Genomic DNA, 15,993 nt, shown 5'->3' with positions numbered 1-15,993 from the left:
TAAGATTTTGAGATAGGTTTTAACCTATAATTTACGACGAACAGAACCAGTAAATTCTTCTAAATCGTCTTTTACTTTTTTAAGTTCTTCATCTACATCTTTGGTTATACTAGTGTCTATGCCATGATTTTCTGCACTTTTGGTTATTTCATGCTTAATATCATTGGTTGCATCTTTAAGCGTACGCATACCTTTACCTAAACCTCTAGCTATTTCTGGTATTTTGTCTGCACCAAATACCATAACCACCACAAATAGTATCAATACAATTTCTGGGCTACTTATAAATAAAAATGTTGTTTTTAGTATCACACTGCAAATATAGTGAGTTGTTTAATACAAATAAAAAAAAGCCGACTAATAAAAGTCGGCTTTTTAAAAAATATTTTATTTAAACTAGTTTCTTACTTCCTTTTTGAAAGAATCAAACTTGCTTTCTTTAACTTCTTTAGGCCAAGCATTATTTGAAGTATCAATATCTGCTGTTTCTAAATTAGGATCTACTTGAATAGATACTATTTCTTTTTCTGAAGCTAAAACTTTGCTAACTTCATTATCATTTAATCTCCATATTTGCGCTGGATATTTCATGATTTCTGATGTACCATCTGCATAAGTATATTCTACAATAATTGGCATTACAAGCCCTCCTGGTTTTTCAAAAGTTACATTATAGAAATATTTAGGCTCTTTAATTTGAGCTCTTTCTTCTGGAGTAAAATTATCCATGATATACTCATTTAATGTTGAAGAGTTTTCTAAGGCTGTTTTACCTTTTAAGTCGTTATTAAAATCTTCACTACCTTCTTCTACAAAAAATACTAAAGGAGGTAAATCACTTAATTTCATTCCTCTTTGTTCTGCTATTTTTTTAATTTCAGCATTTGGCTCATTAGAAACGTAATATTTTTTAACGTCTTTAACACCTATATCTACATAATCTGTAGTATAGAACCATCCTCTCCAGAACCAATCTAAATCAAATGCAGAAGCATCTTCCATAGTTCTAAAGAAATCTTCTGGTGTTGGGTGTTTAAACATCCAACGGTTAGCGTATTCTTTAAAAGCGTAATCAAATAATTCTGGTCCCATTACTGTTTCTCTTAAAATATTAAGAGCTGTTCCTGGTTTACCATAGGCATTATTACCAAATTGGTATGTATTTAAACCTTTTGTCATGATTGGAGCAATAAAATCCTGATCTCCTCCCATATAATTTACAATTTTAGCTGCAGGACCACGACGTGAAGGGTATGCTGTTTGCCCTTCAGATAATGCATCTGGATACCATTTACCAAAATCTTGTTCTGCTACGTATTGTACAAAGGTGTTTAAACCTTCATCCATCCATGTCCATTGTCTTTCATCACTATTTACAATCATTGGAAAGAAGTTATGTCCTACTTCATGAATAATTACAGACATCATTCCAAATTTAGTTCTATCGCTATAGTTACCTTCTGCATCTGGACGACCATAGTTCCAGCATATCATTGGGTACTCCATACCTTGTTGTTTAGCATGAACAGAAATTGCTTTGTGGTAAGGATAATCAAAAGTCATACGTGAATATGATTTTAATGTACTTGCTACCGCTTTAGTAGACCAATCTTCCCATAAAGGGTTTCCTTCTTTTCCGTACATAGAAACAGCCATCACATCTTTATCTCCAATCTTAACACTCATCATGTCCCAGATATATCTTCTTGAAGTTGCAAAACCAAAATCACGTACATTTTCTGCGTATAGTTTCCATGTTTTTGTTTTGGTAGATTTTGTGTTTAACTTAGCTATTGCTTCATCTTCTGTTACAATTACAACAGGCTCATCATAAGATTTTTTAGCTTGCTCATAACGTTTCAACATTTCTTTTGAGTAAACCTCTTTTCTGTTTGTTAATTTTCCTGTACCATCTAATATATGATCTGCAGGAACTGTAATGTTTACTTCAAAGTTTCCGAAAGGAAGTGCAAATTCATCTCTTCCCCAAAACTGTGAGTTTTGCCATCCTTCTACATCATTATACACAGCCATTCTTGGGTAAAATTGTGCAATTACATACGCTCTATTATCATCTTCTGGAAAATACTCATAACCAGATCTACCTCTTCCGTTTACGTGATCATTAATATTATACCACCATTTTATAGAAAAAGAGAACTTATCTCCTGTTGCTAATGGTTTTGGTAACTCTACACGCATCATGGTACGATTTATCATATGCTGTAAAGCGCGACCATTAGTATCTTTTACTTCTTGAATATTAAAACCACCATCAAAAGGTTCTGTTAAATAAGTATTTGCAAAACTACCTGGTGTAGCAGCTGGTTGTGCAGCATCATTTTGTATTAAAGGTGTTTTAGAGTCTTTAGCTCTCATATTTTGATCTAACTGTACCCATAAATATTTTAGTGTATCTGGAGAGTTGTTAGTATAAGTAATGGTTTCAAAACCAGAAAGTTTTGCATTAGTATCATCTAATACAAGATCCATTTTATAATCTGCTTGTTGTTGGTAATATGCAGATCCTGGCGCTCCTGATGCTGTTCTATACATGTTTGGTGTAGAAAACTCATCATAGAGTTGTTTAAATTTATTGTTGTTGGTGTGGCCTTGTTGTTTTTCTGGACTTTCTTGTTTTTGTGCAAAAGCTCCTGCGGAAAGAAAAACAGCCGAAAGGAAAAGATACTTTAATTTAATCATTGGATAAAAATTTGTTAGAAAATGTTGCCTAAATTAGTAAAATTTTAAAGGTATTTAACGTTTTTTAATGAAAGTTTAACAAGCGGCTAAGGTTTCCTTCTCTTAAAAGAAAGCTTTTATTTTTACCGTTTATTTTACATTTAATTATATTCTCTTGTTCTGAAAATAAATCCAGTAGTACTTTATTGGTAATTTCAATACTATTAATTGCTTTAACACCTTCTATCTCTAGGTAACAAAACATAATATCATCTTCATATTCTTTTCCTATAAAATTAAGTTTTACAGGTTTTCCATTAATTTCTATTTGTAATTTTTCTTTAAGGTAACGTTCTGTATACATATTTACAGTAGATAATTCATCTTGAATCGCTAAGGTAATTTTATCATCATAACGCTTACGTAGCAAGTTTTCAAAATCATCAATAAAAATTCTAGAAATTATTTGAACAGATTCTTTTTCTTTAACATATTCTACACTGGTAACACTAACATAATATTTGTGTGGTACTGTAAATGCTAACGCTGGTATAACCAAAAGTAAAATGGCTATTTTTAAATTTTTCATTTGTATACAATTGTTTGTAAAAGTAGTTCTTTTATGGTTTTCAAAAAAAATATTGTGAAACTAGATTATTTTTATGGATTAAAATATACCCAAAAGGGTTTTAGTTGTTTTTTAAAAACAGCTTGCTTTGGGCTAGTAAAAACTCTAATAATTCTACTTCGTTTTCTTTTTTAAGCAAGGCATAATCATAAGATGTAGTTTGTAAAAAAGCATAAAAAGATTCTACTTCTGCTAAAGGAATTTTAAAATTTTCATGAATAAATATTGGAGAATACACCTCTGAAATATCCTTATATGGTGTGACGTCATTTTCTAAAATTATTTGATTTTTTTTCTTTTTCCTTTTAAAATTTACTCCAAAAAGTTTTAGCATTTCTACAGGATTAAAACCGTTATAAAGCTCTCCTTTTTTAAGAAAAACATTATCGGGTTTATTCATTCTGATATCTTCAAATTCTAAATTATCTATTGTTCCAAAATCTATAGGTATTGGTGTAAAATAATCTGCATTTTCAACATCTACCACCAATTCTCCTGTTAAATTATGGGTAAGTACAACCACTTCATCTAGCGTATTAACCGTTTCGTTTACTAAAACAGTGAGCGTTTTACTTTTAAGTATTTCTTTACTAATAACAAGGGTTACTTCTTTAAATAAAAGTGCAGAAATTTTTATAACATCTTGTAACTTGGCCTGAATAACAAATTCGCCGTTTACGTTTGTGATGGTTCCTTTTTTAGAAGTAGCATTATAGATATTAATATTTTCTAAATCTGAAGCATCCGAAACTATTTTACCTTGAATCTCTACGGTTTGTGCCATAGAGGTTTGCAAACCAATAAATAGAAGAAAAAGAAGCTTAATTTTTGTTTTTTTCTTCATTTAAAAACAATTCACTTTGGTTTACTAAATATTCTATTAATTCTATATCTTTTCCTGTATCTAAAAGACTTGCATCTGTATTATTGTTTTCGGCAAAAACAATAAACGCTTCTACTTTTTCTTTTGGTATTTCAAAATTAGCACTTATAAAATCTTGTGTATAGCCAGTCATTAAATCATTAAAATTTGAAAACTTTTGCTGGTTTTCTTCATCTTTATTTTTAGATTTAAGTCTTGGTTTTATTAACCAATTGGTAATTTTTACAAAATCTACACCATTATAAAATCGATCCTTTTTAAGTATCATATTTTCAACTGCAGCGTATTGTGGTTCTGTATATTGAAACGCTTCTATATTTTCAACATCAGAATAAATGGCATCTATATCTAAGTTAAAGGTTTTAAGCTTATTTAAATCTGTAGCCAAGTTCCCTGAAAGTCCGAAAGGTAAAATTACCACCTCATCTAAATTATTTATACGTTCTACCAAAAAGGCTGTAAGTTGTTTAGAAGAAATAATATCTGGAGTAATAGTTACCATAAAGGTTTTGAATTGTAAAGCCGATATTTCTATTGCATCATTTACAGCTACTTCTATTGTAAATGCACCACTGCTATCTGTTAAAGTTCGCTTGTTTGATGTTTTATTGTAAACCACCAGACCTTCTACCTCATTAATTTCAACAATAACTTTTCCGTTTATTTCAACTCTATCTTGGGTTTGACCAAAAGTTGTAAAAGAAATAGAAAATAAAAAAGTAAATATTAGTAATATATGCTTCATAGTATATGGTTTTATTCAGTTTAAAGAAAAGAATTCAAATCTTAAAGAAAATACAAGAGCCAATTAATCTTTTGTTAAAACTCATTATTACTTAAATTTACAACAAATTAATTGAATTAAAAAGATTTCTATACCTAGAAAAACAACTATGAAAAACATTATTATAGCAAGCACTTCTACCATACACGGAAGCGAATATTTAGAATATCTTTTAGATGAACTAGCCGTTTTTTTTAAAAAAGCATCTACTATATTATTTATTCCTTATGCAAGGCCAAGTGGCATAACGCATGACGAATACACCTTAAAAGCAAGTGAAGCTTTTAATAAAATAGACAAGAAAGTAATAGGAATTCACACCTTTAAAAACCCTATAGAAGCTATTGAAAAAGCAGAAGCTATTTTTGTTGGAGGTGGTAATACCTTTGTTTTGGTTAATCAGCTTTATAAAAACAAGTTGTTTACAGCAATAAAAGAGGTAGTAGAAAATGGCACACCTTATTTAGGCACAAGTGCTGGAAGCAATATTTGTGGTTTAACAATGAATACTACTAATGATATGCCTATAGTACAACCACCAAGTTTTAAAACTATTGGCTTAGTACCTTTTAATATCAATCCGCATTACCTAGATCCTGACCCAAACTCTACACACAAAGGAGAGACTAGAGAAACTAGAATTAAAGAATTTCATGCATATAACTCACAACCTGTTGTTGGTTTACGCGAAGGTAGCTGGTTAGCAGTAAAAGGAAACACTATAATATTAAAAGGAGAACATACTGCAAGAATTTTTAAACACAATCAAGAACCTTTTGAGGTTAAACCAGAAACATCACTTAGCGATTTAAAATAAAACATTACAGAAGTACCAAAAAAACAAAAGCCTTATCGTTTAAGATAAGGCTTTTGCTTTATAGATTAAGTTTAATTCGTCTACTTTTACATAAACTCCTCACCTTAAATCTTCAATATCACGTAATTATATATAACAAAAAAGCCTCATCGATTAAGATAAGGCTTTTGAGCGAGAGACCGGGTTCGAACCGGCGACATTCAGCTTGGAAGGCTGACGCTCTACCAACTGAGCTACTCTCGCATTCGGATGGCAAATATATAAAATACTTTAATTTAAAAAAGAAAAAATTAAAACTTTTTTAAAAAATGATAGCCTAAAATTTTAAACCCTTCGTTAAAATAAAATTTATGCGAAGCAAAATTCTGAACATAGGTATTTAACTCCATGGTTTCCACATTTTTAGACAAAGCATAGTTTTTAATCCAAGACATAAACTTTTTTCCTAAACCTTGATTTCTATAAGCATCATCTATGTAAACATGGTCTAATTCCATACTTTTTCCCGAATAATGCCTGGTAAAAAACCACATTCCAGCAACTCCAACAAGTAAATTGTCATCATAAATTCCTGCGCATTGGTAATTTTGCTCCTGCATTTCTTCAAAACGCTGCATTAAAATGGTTTTAGAAATTTTTTCTTCGTTCAGTTTATAGACTAAAGGAATTACTTCGTGCAAATTCTCTTTTGCAACGATTGTAAACGATAAAGACATAACAATAATTTTATTGTAAATTTAGTTAATTTTGATGCACAAATCGTACTTATAAAATTATATTGAAAAGAAGACAATTTATAAAAGCAACAACCTTATCTACATTAACACTTGCAACTTTACCTAATTTTGCTTTTGCTAAAAACACAATCTCTGTACAAGAACTTATTGGTAAGGGAAAACCAAAACTTTATGGTAATGGTTATGCATTAAGAGAAGCTGCTCATCTTGCCTTTTTAAAAATGAAAACCGAAGCTCTAAAAGAAGGTATTCATATACAACCCGTTTCTAGCTACCGAAGTTTTAACCATCAAAAAAGTATTTGGCAACGCAAATACAAACGTTATAAAAGTGAAGGTTTTACAGAAACGCAAAGCATTCAAAAAATAATTAATTATTCAACTATACCAGGAACCTCTAGACACCATTGGGCAACAGATATTGATATTATTGATGCCAATGTACCAGCTCCTAAAAATGTGCTTCGCGAAGAAAATTTTCACAATAATGGCGCTTATGTAACCTTAAAAAAATGGATGGATACACATGCCAATGCTTTTGGTTTCTATCTAGTATATACTAATGATGCGGATAGAAAAGGATTTAAATATGAACCTTGGCATTATAGTTACAAGCCGCTTTCGCAAAACTTTTTAAATGCTTACAAAAAGATAAACATACAAGAAATACTAAAAAAAGAACAACTGCTAGGAAACGAATATCTTACACAAGCATTTTTAGAAACCTACCTAAAAGAAAACATTTTAGATATTAATCCGCAACTTTTATAAACCTATAAATTCTATAAAAAAGTATACATATATAATACAATAGTATAAAAAAACGGAATCTATACCTAAGTTACTGACGCGACGGAATTCTTTTTTTTATATTTGGTTCACAAAATTACATCACATGCACAAGAAAGTTATATTAATGATTTTAGATGGTTGGGGAAAATCTCCAGACCCAAAAGTTTCTGCAATAGATAATGCTGACACCCATTTTATAGATTCCCTATATACCAAATACCCAAATGCTTCTTTACGCACAGACGGTTTACATGTTGGTTTACCAGAAGGACAAATGGGAAACTCTGAAGTTGGCCACATGAATCTTGGTGCAGGACGCATAGTATATCAAGATTTAGTAAAAATAAATTTAGCAGTTAAAAACAAAACATTAGAGCAAGAAAAAGTACTTGTTGATGCTTTTAATTATGCTAAAGAAAACAATAAAGCTGTACATTTTCTAGGTTTAGTAAGTGATGGTGGTGTACACTCTCACATTAAACACCTACTAGGTTTAGTAGATGCTGTTGAAACCTATGACATTAAAAAATCTTATATCCATGCCTTTACAGATGGTCGTGATGTAGACCCTAAATCTGGTTATGGTTTTATTACAGAACTAGAAGAATATCTTGAAAATAAAAACACCAAAATAGCTTCTGTAACTGGTAGATACTATGCTATGGATAGAGATAAACGTTGGGAACGTGTTAAACTAGCTTATGACGCTATGGTTAATGGTAAAGGCAACCTTTCTAGCAATGTCTTAAAATCTATTCGTGAAAATTATGATGAAGATATTACCGATGAATTTATAAAACCTATAATTGCTGTAGATGCCAACAACCAACCTGTTGCCAAAATTGAAGAAGATGATGTTGTTGTGTTTTTTAATTTTAGAACAGATCGAGGCAGACAATTAACCGAAGCTTTATCACAAAAAGATTTTCATGAACAAAACATGCATAAATTAAACTTGCATTATGTAACCATGACTAATTATGATGATTCTTTTGAAGGAATGCACGTAATATACGATAAAGACAATCTAACAGAAACACTTGGTGAAGTACTAGAAAAACACAATAAAAAACAAATACGTATTGCAGAAACAGAGAAATATCCGCATGTTACTTTTTTCTTTTCTGGTGGTAGAGAAGAACCTTTTAAAGGAGAAACTAGAATATTAAAAAACTCTCCAAAAGTTGCTACTTACGATTTAAAACCTGAAATGAGTGCCTTTGAACTGACCGATGCTTTGGTACCTGAACTAGAAAAAGGTGAAGTAGACTTTGTATGTTTAAACTTTGCTAATGGAGATATGGTTGGTCACACAGGAGTAATGGAAGCAGCAATAAAAGCCTGCGAAGCCGTAGATACTTGTGTTGAAAAAGTAGTAACTACTGCTTTACAAAACGACTATACAACCATACTAATTGCAGATCATGGTAATTGTGAAACCATGATAAATCCTGACGGAACACCAAATACCGCACATACCACTAACCCTGTTCCTATTATTTTAATAGACAAAGACATTAAGCACATTCATGATGGAATTTTAGGAGACATCGCTCCTACTGTTTTAAAACTAATTGGTGTAGAGCAACCAGAAGCTATGACACAAAAATCTTTAGTTTAAAAAATAAAAACACCTCTTCTATGTTTATCTATAGAGAGGTGTTTTTTTTATAAAAAAACAAAGAAAACTATAACGTGAATACAAATCTAAAGTTTGTATTTTTACAAACTATTTAATAAAACAATGAATTTTAACGACAAACTTATACTTGCCATTGATTTTGATGGAACTATTGTAGATGATGCCTATCCTAAAATTGGGAAACCAAAATTATTTGCCATAGATACTCTTAAACAGTTACAAGCAGATGGCCATCGTTTAATTTTATGGACTTACAGAAGTGGACAACAACTTGATGAAGCTGTTGCTTTTTGCAAAAGCAAAGGCATAGAGTTCTATGCTGTAAATAAAAGTTTTCCTGAAGAAGTCTTTGATGCATCTAAAAGTAGAAAAATTCATGCCGATTTATTTATTGACGATAGAAATATTGGAGGTTTTTTAGGCTGGGGAGAAGTTTACCAACATCTTTCTAACCCCAAAAAAAACCAAAAACCACCTAAAAAAAAGAAAGGCTTCTTTTCTTTTTTAAAAAAAGATAGCTAAGCTTAATTTCTTTTTCTACACCACAACAACTCTTAAAATAAGGCTATTACAAATACTATCTAGTAGCATACTGTTTTAAGCATTTCACTTATATAAATATTTCCATTTATTCTTATATAAAAGGGGCTTAAAAAAAAGTGTAAAACTGCAAAATATCTGCTTTCAATAAAAAAGTCTGCCTTGTTATTTTTAGTATCTTTGCACCATATTTTTTATGCCTTATGATTATAGTAAAAACAAGAGAAGAAATAGAATTAATGCGTGAAGCAGCATTGGTAGTATCTAAAACTTTAGGAGAAATTGCTAAAGCAGTAAAACCTGGAGTAACTACTTTAGAATTAGATAAGCTTGCAGAAACTTGTATTAGAGATCAAGGAGCAATACCTGGATTTTTAGGTTTGTATGATTTTCCAAACACACTTTGCATGAGTCCTAATGAACAAGTAGTTCATGGTATACCTAACAATACGCCTTTAGTTGAAGGTGATATCATATCTATAGACTGTGGTGCCATTAAAGATGGTTTTTATGGAGATCATGCCTACACATTTGCTGTTGGTGAAATAGCTCCTGAAACCGAAAAATTACTACAAGTAACTAAAGAATCTTTATATGTTGGTATTCGCGAATTTAAAGTGAATAATCGTGTTGGTGATGTTGGTTATGCTATTCAAAAATATTGCGAAGACCATGGTTATGGTGTAGTAAGAGAATTAGTAGGTCATGGTTTAGGAAGAAAAATGCATGAAGATCCAGAAATGCCAAATTATGGTAAACGCGGACGCGGAAAGAAATTTATTGAAGGTATGGTTGTAGCCATTGAACCAATGATTAATCTTGGTACCCAACGTATAAAACAACATAGAGATGGATGGACCATTACTACATTAGATAAAAAACCTTCTGCTCACTTTGAGCATGATGTAGCCATAGTAGATGGTAAGCCAGAACTACTTTCTACCTTTGCATATATTTATGATGCTTTAGGTATTACAAGTGACGAAGAATTAGAGTTTAGACAACAACCTCTTGTACTTTAATAATTTATAATGAACAACATTACATATGTAGAAAAGGAGTTAACTCCTTTAAGAGAAGCACTTAACAACCATAAATTATATCATGTTTTATATTCGGTAAAAGACATACAATCTTTTATGGAGCAACATGTATTTGCTGTTTGGGATTTTATGTCCTTATTAAAAGCGCTTCAAAACCACTTAACAACAACATCTGTACCTTGGGTTCCTGTTTCTAATCCTGCTACATCTCGTTTTATTAATGAAATTGTTTTAGGAGAAGAAAGTGATGTTAATGAATTAGGAGAACCTAAAAGTCATTACGAAATGTATCTAGATGCCATGCAGCAAGTAGGTGCCAACCCAAATCAAATTGCGCTTTTTATACAATTTTTAAAAGAAGGTTTTTCTATTCATGAAGCTGGAATTAAAGCCGCTTTAAAAACCGAAACATTACAATTTGTACAATTTACTTTTGATGTCATTGCTACCAATGCACCTCATAAAATAGCTTCTGCTTTTACCTTTGGACGCGAAGATGTAATACCAGATATGTTTTTTCAAATTATTGACAAATCTAAAACTAGTGATAATTCGTATAGTAAATTAACTTACTACTTGAATCGTCATATAGAATTAGATGGTGATGAGCATGGTCCATTATCTTTAAAAATGATTGAAGAATTATGTGGTGATGATAGTCAAAAATGGAAAGATGTTTTACAAGTTGCTAAAGATGCACTACAACATCGTATTGCACTTTGGGATGGTATTTATAATTTAATTCGCAATACAGCAGCTGTTGAAGCGTAATACTTTTGAAAAAATTATTTAAACTCATATTAAACATTATACCAAGACCTTTACTTATAAGGTTAAGTTATGTGGTACGACCAATTTTAGCCTTCTTTTTAAAAGGAAACACATTTACAGACCCAATAGATGGAAAAAGCTTTAAAACCTTTTTACCTTATGGTTATGGTAACCAAAGAAACAATGTGCTCTCTCCTTCTACTTTAAGTTTAGAACGTCATAGATTATTATGGTTGTATTTAAAAAAAGAGACTGATTTTTTTACTGCGGAAAAAAGCGTGCTTCATTTTGCGCCAGAACAATGCTTTTTAGATCGATTTAGAAAACTAAAAAATCTAGAGTATACTACTACAGATTTATTGTCTCCTATTGCAGATGTAAAGGCAGATATATGTAATCTTCCGTTTGCAGACAATAGCTATGATATTATTTTATGCAATCATGTTTTAGAGCATATTCCGGATGACACTAAAGCGATGCAAGAATTATTCCGAGTGATGAAACCAGGTGGTTATGGTATCTTTCAAATTCCGCAAGATGTATCAAGAACTACAACTTTTGAAGACAACTCGATTACAGACAAAAAAGAACGTGCTAAAATATTTGGTCAATATGATCACGTTCGCGTCTATGGTTACGATTATTTTAATAAGCTAAGAGAAATAGGTTTTATGGTTAATGAAGAAGATTATACCGCAAGACTTTCTGAAGAAGAAATTGAAAAATATTGCTTAGCCAAGGGAGAAATCATCCCTGTAGTTTACAAATAACCATACCTAAACACTAAAAAAACACTAAAGTATATTTTAATGACACAACAAATTATTCTTGCAACTGCTGCTCTTTTTGGTGGATTATCTGTAGTTTTTGGCGCTTTTGGAGCACATGCTTTAAAGAAAATACTATCTACAGACCAATTGCAAAGTTTTGAAGTTGGTGTAAAACACCAAATGTATCACGCTATTGTTTTATTGGTTTTAGGTTTGACTCCTAAATACACAAGCGCTCCAATTTACTGGTGTTTTACTATAGGAATACTATTATTTTCTTTTAGTATTTACGGTTTAGTTTTATCGGATGCCAAAGAAAAAAAGCTTCGTTTTTTAGGTCCAATTACTCCTATTGGTGGTTTGCTTTTAGTTAGTGGTTGGTTGTTATTACTAATACATGCTTTTTAAAGGATTCGCATAAAAAACATACCTAGTAGTACATACAGTAACACAAGAAACAATTCTAATTTATTTCGTTTTAAATATTTCATAATTTTAAAAAAAAAAGCTGAGCTACCTAGATAGCCCAACTTTAAAAACTGATTAATAGCGTCTTTAGTTTTTTATAAATCTTTTTGTGTTTCGGTTTCCGGCTATATCTTCCATTTGTAGTAGATACATTCCTGCAGCAAGGTTAGAAACTTCTATTCTTTTGTTGCTACTCTCAAGTACTTTTTGCCCTTGTATATTAAATATTTCTGCTTTAAATAATTCCTGAGGCATTTTAATATTTAAGGTATTGGATGTTGGATTTGGGTAGATTATAAAATCCTTTTTAGTTTCAAAATCTTCTATATCTAAAGTAGAACCATATTCATAAGCTCCCATATCTACCGTTGTATTAAAAATACGCTGATTACCTAATAAATCTGTAGTAACTCCAGCTGGGATTTTAGTATTATCTCCAGAGTCTATTGCTGGAGAACTTGAAGTTAAGGTAAAATCATCATTTGCTGTATCCATAAACATTGGATTTGCATTACTTGTATTTGTAAGATAGGTTAGGTTAGAAAAACCATCTTCTCCTATTGAGTTATTTACTCCTGTAAATCCTGGTGCATTAGTATGTACTCTTCCTATTGAAATTGAAACTGCTCCACCAGTAGTAGTATTGCCATAAAATATACAGTTGGAAACATCTGCAGTAAAGGAACCTGTAGCAGATTTTCCCATACCTACAGTAGCGCGTTCTGCAACAGTAGCAGTACCAGTATCTATATTTTTAGAGAAAGTACAGTTTGTTATTTTTGCATCTACTATAGAATTTGCACCATTTGCACGTATCCAAAAAGCACTTCCTGCATAACCTGTAGATCCAAAATTTCTACTTCTATTATTTTCAAACAAACTATTTGTTACTTTCACATTTAATGTTTGATTATCTCCTGTTAAAGCATAAAACCCTGATCCATATCTAGAATCATTATCACTAAAAATACAATTCTCGATTGTTAAATCACCACCATTTGTAAAACTTGCATAAAGACCACAAGCTATGGTTCCGTAATTATTTAAAATAGTCGTGTTTTTAAGTGTCATAGTTGTAACTGCATCTGCTTTTTCTATAGCCGAACCTCTTGAGTTTGATCCAGTAGTTTCTGTACTAGCACCATCTCTAATTGTAACACCATCAATAATAATTCCATTTGCTGTAATTTTAGTAACATGAAAACTGTTGTCAAACAGATTAGACCCTGTATTACCATCATTCTCTAAATCACCTGATAAAATAGAAGGATTAGCTGTTATATTGCGTTGTGAAATTGAGGTTTCTGTACCATTAAAACCACCATATATCTTCAAGTTTTCTTTAGAAAAAGTAAAAGAAGAACTTCTGTTTGATGCATGTGGCGTATATCTACCTGCAGCAATCCATATTTCTGTAGTAACAGGTTCTATATTTGCTAATCCGTCTTGAAGCGTTGTATAGGCATCTGTAAAAGAAGTACCATCATTATTTCCGGTAGCATTTACATCTACGAATATTCTTGGTTTTGGAACTTCAACTGGAATGCTGTATTTTTTAACAGATACTTTTGCTCCATCTAAATATAATAAATACATGTTTCCATCTACGACATTCATTTCCATTGAAGCGAAAAAATTTGTTGTAGTTGTACTTATTCCAACAGAAGGTAAATCAAACCATTGGCTTACTGATCTTTTATATTTTTGAAAAACTAAATCATCATTACTATCTGCAAACATTAAATAATAATTTGTATCTGTAGGACTTTTACGAAGTTTTAAGTATCCTATTTTACTACCATTTGTATTTAGAGGTCTTCCTTGACTTGTTGCTCCATTTGAAAACCATATTGCACCAGAATAACCACTTAAATTATTAGCAGCAACTATGTTTTCATCTGAAATTCCAGATATTTCTCTAAAGTTTCTACTATTAAGTCCTTGCGCAAATAAAGTTGATCCACTAACCGTTCTTTTACCAAAATATGATGCTGAATAATTATCGTATTGATAGAAAAATTGCTCATAATTTACAAAATCCACAGTCATTTGCGTAATATTTGATACGCTATGCCCATAATTATTTACTGTCCATGTTCCTGTTGTTTGTGTATAAAAATGTACAGCTTTTAAATTATATTGTCCTGCAATTCTAATATTTCCAGATGCGTTAAATTGCATTTGTAATTTTACATCTAGCAAATCTCCAGCACCTTCTGCAGTAGTAACTGCAATCCAACTTGTGCCATCAAATCTATAAACGTCAAATGTATTATCACTTACACGTCTATACGCTACAGTAGGCTCATTTGTTACTGGATTTATTTTAATTACAACATTGGCAGAAGCTTCTGTTGAAACTTCAGCTACAGTTAAATCTACCCAATTAGTACCATCAAATTTTTTCACATATACTTTATTACTTGCAGCTGGATTTATATAGGCTAAATAAGGTATTCCAGCAGCATCAAATGAAATGGATGCATCTGTTGCAAAATTAGTAAATTGTGTTGCTCCAACTTGGTTCCAGGTTTGAGCAAAAGAGAAACTACTCACTAAAAGTAGGATTAAAAGTATTCTTGGTTTCATAATATAAATTGATTAATAATTATGAAACAAAGATGTACTAAAAGTAAACGATTGAACGTAAGTAATTTCTGAAACGAGGGTTTCAACTTCTAAAGCATTTAGATGCTTTGAACGATAGTTAAAAATTCTTCCTTTTTATCGTTGGATATAGATACAGTCTTGTCATTTTCCATAACAATGTACCCACCATCTTTTTTGATATACTCTTTTATATAGGAAAGATTTATGAGGTGTGAACGATGTGGACGATAGAAGGTATTTATCTTTTGAAGAATCTCTACAAAGAACTTTAAAGGTTTGCTAACTAAGATTGTACCATCTTTTATTGTAGAAACATTGGTATACATACCATCTGCTTCTAACATGATAATATCTTGAAAATTAACAAACTTAATACCATCGGCATGTGGCAATCCTATTTTTTTGAAGTTAGAATCTTGCAAACTTGTTTTCAGTTCTGCTAGACGTTGATTGATTTGCGAATTTCCTAAAAAAGCAACTGCTTTATCTACTGCTTCTTTTATTTGACTTGGCCTTACCGGTTTTAGCAAATAATCTATTGCAGACAGTTGAAATGCTTGTATAGCATACTCACTGTAAGCCGTTGTGAAGATTATTTCAAAATTATGGACTTCTTTTTCTATAAAATTTAAAATTTCTAATCCGGAATGTTCTGGCATTTCAATATCTAAAAAGACAATGCTTGGTTGTTCCTTTTTTATTAGTTCTACTCCAGAAAGCAAATCTTCGGCTTCTAAAATGGTTGTGATTTTAGGGCAGTTTTCTTCTACTAAAATATGTAAAACTTGTCTTGCTTTTTTTTCATCGTCTATGATAAGTGCTTTCAT

General features: G+C 31.2%; 16 protein-coding genes and 1 tRNA gene. 8 read left to right on the top strand and 9 right to left on the bottom strand.

What is annotated here, in order from left to right:
• Window positions 1-24: 24 nt before the first annotated feature.
• The 5 genes from ACFSSB_RS14230 to ACFSSB_RS14210 all read right to left on the bottom strand — a co-directional run bounded on the left by ACFSSB_RS14230 (window position 25) and on the right by ACFSSB_RS14210 (window position 4,938).
• Complete coding sequence (locus ACFSSB_RS14230) at window positions 25-312, bottom strand: Sec-independent protein translocase subunit TatA/TatB (protein WP_379905409.1); 288 nt, start codon at window positions 310-312, stop codon at window positions 25-27.
• 84 nt (window positions 313-396) lie between these two features.
• A complete protein-coding gene (locus ACFSSB_RS14225) occupies window positions 397-2,703 on the bottom strand; it encodes a M1 family metallopeptidase (RefSeq protein ID WP_379905407.1) in 2,307 nt (768 codons plus the stop codon).
• Window positions 2,704-2,767: 64 nt separating this feature from the next.
• Complete coding sequence (locus ACFSSB_RS14220; RefSeq protein ID WP_379905405.1) at window positions 2,768-3,271, bottom strand: DUF6702 family protein; 504 nt, start codon at window positions 3,269-3,271, stop codon at window positions 2,768-2,770.
• A 100-nt stretch (window positions 3,272-3,371) separates the two neighbouring features.
• Window positions 3,372-4,154 (bottom strand): carboxypeptidase-like regulatory domain-containing protein, encoded by a 783-nt coding sequence (locus ACFSSB_RS14215; protein WP_379905403.1) that lies wholly within the window; start codon window positions 4,152-4,154, stop codon window positions 3,372-3,374.
• Window positions 4,132-4,938 carry a hypothetical protein gene (locus ACFSSB_RS14210; RefSeq protein ID WP_379905401.1) on the bottom strand — a complete coding sequence of 269 codons (807 nt, stop codon included), beginning with the start codon at window positions 4,936-4,938 and terminating at the stop codon, window positions 4,132-4,134. The genes ACFSSB_RS14215 and ACFSSB_RS14210 overlap by 23 nt, the downstream gene beginning before the upstream one ends.
• Window positions 4,939-5,086: 148 nt before the next feature.
• Here ACFSSB_RS14210 and pepE point away from each other — a divergent pair, with 148 nt between their 5' ends.
• Window positions 5,087-5,794 carry a dipeptidase PepE gene (gene pepE / locus ACFSSB_RS14205; protein ID WP_379905399.1) on the top strand — a complete coding sequence of 236 codons (708 nt, stop codon included), beginning with the start codon at window positions 5,087-5,089 and terminating at the stop codon, window positions 5,792-5,794.
• 170 nt (window positions 5,795-5,964) lie between these two features.
• Here pepE and ACFSSB_RS14200 read toward each other — a convergent pair.
• Window positions 5,965-6,037: transfer RNA gene (locus ACFSSB_RS14200), tRNA-Gly, on the bottom strand.
• Between the two features lie 47 nt (window positions 6,038-6,084).
• A complete protein-coding gene (locus ACFSSB_RS14195) occupies window positions 6,085-6,510 on the bottom strand; it encodes a GNAT family N-acetyltransferase (protein ID WP_379905397.1) in 426 nt (141 codons plus the stop codon).
• Window positions 6,511-6,572: 62 nt separating this feature from the next.
• On the opposite strand from ACFSSB_RS14195, the gene ACFSSB_RS14190 reads away from it, so the two are divergent.
• The 7 genes from ACFSSB_RS14190 (at window position 6,573) to ACFSSB_RS14160 (ending at window position 12,496) form a co-directional block, all read left to right on the top strand.
• Window positions 6,573-7,301 (top strand): M15 family metallopeptidase, encoded by a 729-nt coding sequence (locus tag ACFSSB_RS14190; RefSeq protein WP_379905395.1) that lies wholly within the window; start codon window positions 6,573-6,575, stop codon window positions 7,299-7,301.
• Between the two features lie 124 nt (window positions 7,302-7,425).
• Entirely contained in the window at window positions 7,426-8,943 is a 1,518-nt protein-coding gene (gene gpmI / locus ACFSSB_RS14185) for a 2,3-bisphosphoglycerate-independent phosphoglycerate mutase (protein WP_379905393.1), read from the top strand.
• A 123-nt stretch (window positions 8,944-9,066) separates the two neighbouring features.
• The gene (locus ACFSSB_RS14180) at window positions 9,067-9,486 is read left to right on the top strand and encodes a BT0820 family HAD-type phosphatase (RefSeq protein ID WP_379905391.1); all 420 of its coding nucleotides are present in this window, start codon (window positions 9,067-9,069) and stop codon (window positions 9,484-9,486) included.
• A 221-nt stretch (window positions 9,487-9,707) separates the two neighbouring features.
• Window positions 9,708-10,526 carry a type I methionyl aminopeptidase gene (gene map / locus ACFSSB_RS14175; RefSeq protein WP_379905389.1) on the top strand — a complete coding sequence of 273 codons (819 nt, stop codon included), beginning with the start codon at window positions 9,708-9,710 and terminating at the stop codon, window positions 10,524-10,526.
• Window positions 10,527-10,535: 9 nt separating this feature from the next.
• A complete protein-coding gene (locus ACFSSB_RS14170) occupies window positions 10,536-11,318 on the top strand; it encodes a DUF3050 domain-containing protein (RefSeq protein ID WP_379905386.1) in 783 nt (260 codons plus the stop codon).
• A 5-nt stretch (window positions 11,319-11,323) separates the two neighbouring features.
• A complete protein-coding gene (locus tag ACFSSB_RS14165) occupies window positions 11,324-12,088 on the top strand; it encodes a class I SAM-dependent methyltransferase (protein ID WP_379905384.1) in 765 nt (254 codons plus the stop codon).
• A 39-nt stretch (window positions 12,089-12,127) separates the two neighbouring features.
• Window positions 12,128-12,496 carry a DUF423 domain-containing protein gene (locus tag ACFSSB_RS14160; protein WP_379905382.1) on the top strand — a complete coding sequence of 123 codons (369 nt, stop codon included), beginning with the start codon at window positions 12,128-12,130 and terminating at the stop codon, window positions 12,494-12,496.
• Window positions 12,497-12,643: 147 nt separating this feature from the next.
• On the opposite strand, the gene ACFSSB_RS14155 is transcribed toward ACFSSB_RS14160, so the two are convergent.
• Window positions 12,644-15,145 (bottom strand): T9SS type A sorting domain-containing protein, encoded by a 2,502-nt coding sequence (locus ACFSSB_RS14155; protein WP_379905380.1) that lies wholly within the window; start codon window positions 15,143-15,145, stop codon window positions 12,644-12,646.
• A gap of 98 nt (window positions 15,146-15,243) precedes the next feature.
• Entirely contained in the window at window positions 15,244-15,993 is a 750-nt protein-coding gene (locus ACFSSB_RS14150) for a LytR/AlgR family response regulator transcription factor (protein WP_379905378.1), read from the bottom strand.

The organism is Lacinutrix gracilariae, from assembly GCF_042684485.1.
In the GTDB taxonomy this organism is placed as follows: domain Bacteria; phylum Bacteroidota; class Bacteroidia; order Flavobacteriales; family Flavobacteriaceae; genus Oceanihabitans; species Oceanihabitans gracilariae.
This window is presented reverse-complemented; position numbering and strand designations above follow the sequence as displayed.

Excerpts from the sequence above, each read along its gene's own strand:
- ACFSSB_RS14225 (WP_379905407.1), bottom strand. The coding sequence starts at position 2,703 with ATGATTAAATTAAAGTATCTTTTCCTTTCGGCTGTTTTTCTTTCCGCA.
- ACFSSB_RS14220 (WP_379905405.1), bottom strand. The coding sequence starts at position 3,271 with ATGAAAAATTTAAAAATAGCCATTTTACTTTTGGTTATACCAGCGTTA.
- ACFSSB_RS14215 (WP_379905403.1), bottom strand. The coding sequence starts at position 4,154 with ATGAAGAAAAAAACAAAAATTAAGCTTCTTTTTCTTCTATTTATTGGT.
- ACFSSB_RS14210 (WP_379905401.1), bottom strand. The coding sequence starts at position 4,938 with ATGAAGCATATATTACTAATATTTACTTTTTTATTTTCTATTTCTTTT.
- pepE (WP_379905399.1), top strand. The coding sequence starts at position 5,087 with ATGAAAAACATTATTATAGCAAGCACTTCTACCATACACGGAAGCGAA.
- ACFSSB_RS14195 (WP_379905397.1), bottom strand. The coding sequence starts at position 6,510 with ATGTCTTTATCGTTTACAATCGTTGCAAAAGAGAATTTGCACGAAGTA.
- gpmI (WP_379905393.1), top strand. The coding sequence starts at position 7,426 with ATGCACAAGAAAGTTATATTAATGATTTTAGATGGTTGGGGAAAATCT.
- ACFSSB_RS14180 (WP_379905391.1), top strand. The coding sequence starts at position 9,067 with ATGAATTTTAACGACAAACTTATACTTGCCATTGATTTTGATGGAACT.
- map (WP_379905389.1), top strand. The coding sequence starts at position 9,708 with ATGATTATAGTAAAAACAAGAGAAGAAATAGAATTAATGCGTGAAGCA.
- ACFSSB_RS14170 (WP_379905386.1), top strand. The coding sequence starts at position 10,536 with ATGAACAACATTACATATGTAGAAAAGGAGTTAACTCCTTTAAGAGAA.
- ACFSSB_RS14160 (WP_379905382.1), top strand. The coding sequence starts at position 12,128 with ATGACACAACAAATTATTCTTGCAACTGCTGCTCTTTTTGGTGGATTA.
- ACFSSB_RS14155 (WP_379905380.1), bottom strand. The coding sequence starts at position 15,145 with ATGAAACCAAGAATACTTTTAATCCTACTTTTAGTGAGTAGTTTCTCT.
- ACFSSB_RS14150 (WP_379905378.1), bottom strand. The coding sequence starts at position 15,993 with ATGAAAGCACTTATCATAGACGATGAAAAAAAAGCAAGACAAGTTTTA.